Source organism: bacterium (assembly GCA_018812485.1).
Taxonomy (GTDB): domain Bacteria; phylum JAHJDO01; class JAHJDO01; order JAHJDO01; family JAHJDO01; genus JAHJDO01.
Window position 1 is genome coordinate 1 of sequence record JAHJDO010000124.1, and the last position, 3776, is coordinate 3776.

Annotated in this window: 4 protein-coding genes; all 4 read left to right on the top strand. The window is 35.0% G+C overall.

Going from position 1 to position 3776, the window contains the following annotated elements:
* The coding region (locus tag KKC91_10340) for a hypothetical protein (GenBank protein ID MBU0478950.1) at positions 1–469 on the top strand (469 nt) is incomplete at its 5' end.
* Positions 470–512: 43 nt separating this feature from the next.
* Positions 513–902 (top strand): gamma-glutamylcyclotransferase, encoded by a 390-nt coding sequence (locus KKC91_10345; GenBank protein ID MBU0478951.1) that lies wholly within the window; start codon positions 513–515, stop codon positions 900–902.
* A gap of 52 nt (positions 903–954) precedes the next feature.
* A complete protein-coding gene (locus KKC91_10350; GenBank protein ID MBU0478952.1) occupies positions 955–1929 on the top strand; it encodes a restriction endonuclease in 975 nt (324 codons plus the stop codon).
* A gap of 68 nt (positions 1930–1997) precedes the next feature.
* Positions 1998–3776, top strand: a 1779-nt coding sequence (locus KKC91_10355; GenBank protein ID MBU0478953.1) for an N-6 DNA methylase, incomplete at its 3' end; no start/stop codon positions are given.

Below are 3776 nucleotides of genomic sequence, written 5' to 3' on the forward strand. Positions count from 1 at the left end.
GAGTCCAAGAATAGCATGGGATCACAAATATAATCAGCGAAAGATGATAAAGAAACAGATTGATATGCTTGTAGAAGCCGGCTACCCCTCAAAAGAGATTTATGTTTTTATGATTTATAACTATCAACCAGACTATTATGAAATGTTAAAGAAACTTAGGCAATGTAAAAAGTGGGGTGTCCAGATTGCAGATTGCAGATATAGACCTTTAAATCAGACCTTTGATAATTATAATCCAAGAGAAAAGCAAACAAATAAAGATTATTATATTCATTCTAAATGGACAGACAAACAGATAAAACTTTTCAGGAAGAAAGTAAGACAACAGAATATTATGATAAGACATGGTTTTACTTTTTATAGCAAAAAGCTAGAAAGAAGTGGTGCAGCAAGAAGAAAAGAAGAACTTTTGAGTACAGGGATTAACAAAAATCACACTATAGAACACTTTAATAATTTACAAAACTAAAATGTTATATTTTGCTTACGGTTCGAATATGAAACATGAACAGATGAAACAAAGATGCCCTAGTAGCAGGTTTCTTAAGCGAGCTTATTTAGAAAAACATAAATTCGTTTATGATGGTTACTCAAAAACATGGAATGCTGCAGTAGCAAATATTATTGATACCTCTACCACAAAAGATGTCGTATGGGGTGGACTTTTTGAAATCAATGAGGATAACTTAGCTACTTTGGATTGCTATGAGGGTTATTCTAAAAAATCATATGATAGAAAGTTAATGGAAGTCACAGATGGCGAAGGAAAAACCCATGAAGCAATTGTTTATTTTAGAATAGGGAAAAAAGAGGATGCACCTTGCGAAGATTACCGGAAGATAGTTATTCAAGGAGCAAAAAATTGTGAACTTCCCGAGGATTATATAAATAATAATCTTTAATTTGTTATAAGATATAGAAAAATTATTAAACTAATAAGAAAGAGGATTAAATATGGCAGAATTATTTTGTGTTAGAGCGAATTTTGGGCAGTATGCAGAGAATTTTGTAAAAGGTGGCTATGTAGCAATAGGATGGTTTGAAAAGCAAAACCTGTCTAAAATTAAGGATAGACAGGAATTAGAAGGACTTTATAAAAAACATTATCCGGAGGAACACAGCCAGAATGTAATAGGACAGCAGGTAGGGCAGATAGCGCGGTTTTTGCTTGAGATGAAACCCGGTGATTATGTGATTACGCCAGCAGCCGAGCAGGAATATCTTTATTACGGTGTTTTGAAGAATGAGCCATATAATTACGCTGAACCTAATGATGGTTGTCCTTATATACACAGAAGAGCTGTAGATTGGAGTAAGACAAGATTGCAGAGAAGTCAATTCTCTATTCCGTTTCAGAACACAATACGCTCATCTTTAACTGTCTTTTCTATAAGCCATAAAAATGATTTCTTCGAGATTATTGGCAAGGCAAGCCTTGTATCTGCTGAAGAGATTAAGGTTCACGAAACTGCAACAGAAACTGTACTAAAGAGAATTTTAGAGCTCAATGCAACAGAGTTTGAAATTCTCGTCACAAAACTTCTTACTGCACTTGGATTTGAGGCCCAGCACACAGGAAGGGTTGGAGATGAAGGTGTTGATTCTACTGGTGAACTTGACTTACATGGAATAGCAAAAATAAAGCTGTATGTTCAAGCAAAGCGATATAAATTAGGTAGTAAAATAAATGCCCGGACAGTAAAGGCACTGCGACAAAATATTCCTTCTGGTGCTCAGGGCGCTTTCATAGCTACTTGTGAATATCAGAAAGATGCTCTGGAAGCTGCGATAGAATCCGGCTTCCCAAGAATAGGAACAATAAATGGCAAGCAATTAGTCGATTTATTATCAGAGACATGGGAAGAATTAGATTTGCCTCCTGATTTGAGCACGAAGCTTAATCTCAAGAGAGGGTTAATAGTTGAATGAAAACCCCATTAAATAATTAGTAGAAAACTTATTAAAGGTTTAAAAATTCCTTTAAAAGAGGAGAAAAGATGGCTAAAGAAAAGAATAAGCAAGAAAATCACAATTCGATTTTTTTACAGAATATTCAAAGAGGGATAGAGAAGAAGATAATCACTTTATCGGCTGATGAGGCAAAGATTACTTATTATTGTGCCAGAAATTTTACAGCTAATTTTAGGGATCCTGAGGAGAAAGTTAGGGGTGCTTATTTTGCCGAGCTTATTTTAGATTACGATTATCCTAAGGGAAGAATTAATTTAGAAGTTATTGTTCCCAGAAGAACTCCGGAAGATAAGGCTGATATAGTTATTTATGAGGATGATGAATTAAAGAAACCATACATAGTAGTCGAATGCAAAAGAGATGGAATAAGTGATGCTGAATTCAGGCAGGCAATTGAGCAAGTATTTGGTAATGCAAACAGCCTAAGAGCAGGTTTTGCCGTTGCTGTTGCAGGAACCACAAGAACTGCGTTTGATGTCTCGGGTTTTAAGCCAAGTGAGAGAGAAAAGAATGTTATCTCTGATATTCCCAAGAAATATGGCAAAACTCCTAAATACCGTTTTATAAAAGGCGAAGCCGATAAGGAACTTAAGATTGTTTCAAGGGAAGATCTGATAAGAACTTTGGAGAAAGCACATGATACTGTATGGCAGGGTGGTAAATTGGCTCCAACAACAGCTTTTGATGAGATTTCAAAATTATTATTCTGCAAGTTGCAGGATGAAAAAGAGGAAACAATTAAAGGCAACCCTTATAAATTTCAAATCGGAACACATGAGGATGCTGAAGAAATATACGAGCGAATAAATGCAATTTATCAAAAGGCGAAAAAGAAGGATTCAGAAATTTTTAAAGATGATATCAGACTTGAACCAAAGATTGTTTATGCAGTTGTTGAACACTTGCAGAGTATAAATTTCAACAAGACAGATCTGGATACAAAGGGAGTAGCTTTTGAAAGATTTATGGAAGATTTCTTCAAAGGTAAGATGGGACAATTTTTCACACCAAGGGAAATTATTAAATTCTGCGTAAAGATGATTAATCCTAAAACAGACCAGACAATATTAGATCCTGCTTGTGGCTCAGGTGGATTCTTACTTAATTCAATGGACTTTATAAGAGAATATGCAGAAAAAAGTTTTGATGAACGAGAAGCATGGAGAACTTGGCACGATTTCGCCATGAAAAACTTATATGGTATTGAAATTAATGACCAGATAGCAAGAGTTTGTAAGATGAACATGATTATTCATGATGATGGACATACTAACATAATTAGCACCGATGCACTGCGAAACATTAAAGAGATACAGCAAATACATAATTCCTTTGACAGCAATCACTTTGATTTAATTCTAACAAATCCCCCTTTTGGTGCAATTGTTAAGGATTCTGAAAAACCATACATAGAAAAATATTCGCTTGGAGAAGGTAAGCAGGCACAGAAAACCGAAATTCTCTTTATCGAAAGGTGTCTTGATTTTTTAAGAGAAGGCACTGGGAAAATGGCAATAGTCCTACCAGATGGAATATTAACTAATAGCTCACTTCAATATGTAAGAAATTTTATAATGGAGCGGGCACAAATATTGGCAGTTGTCTCTCTACCACAATTTGCTTTTACTCATTTTGGGGCAGGAGTAAAGTCCTCTCTTGTGTTCCTGCGAAAAAGAAAACAAAATGAGAAATTGAGCAATTATCCTATCTTCATGGCGATTGCCGAACATATTGGATATGACGCAACAGGAAGAAAAGACACAATCAATGATTTAGATACAACAATATACAAAGAATATCAGAAA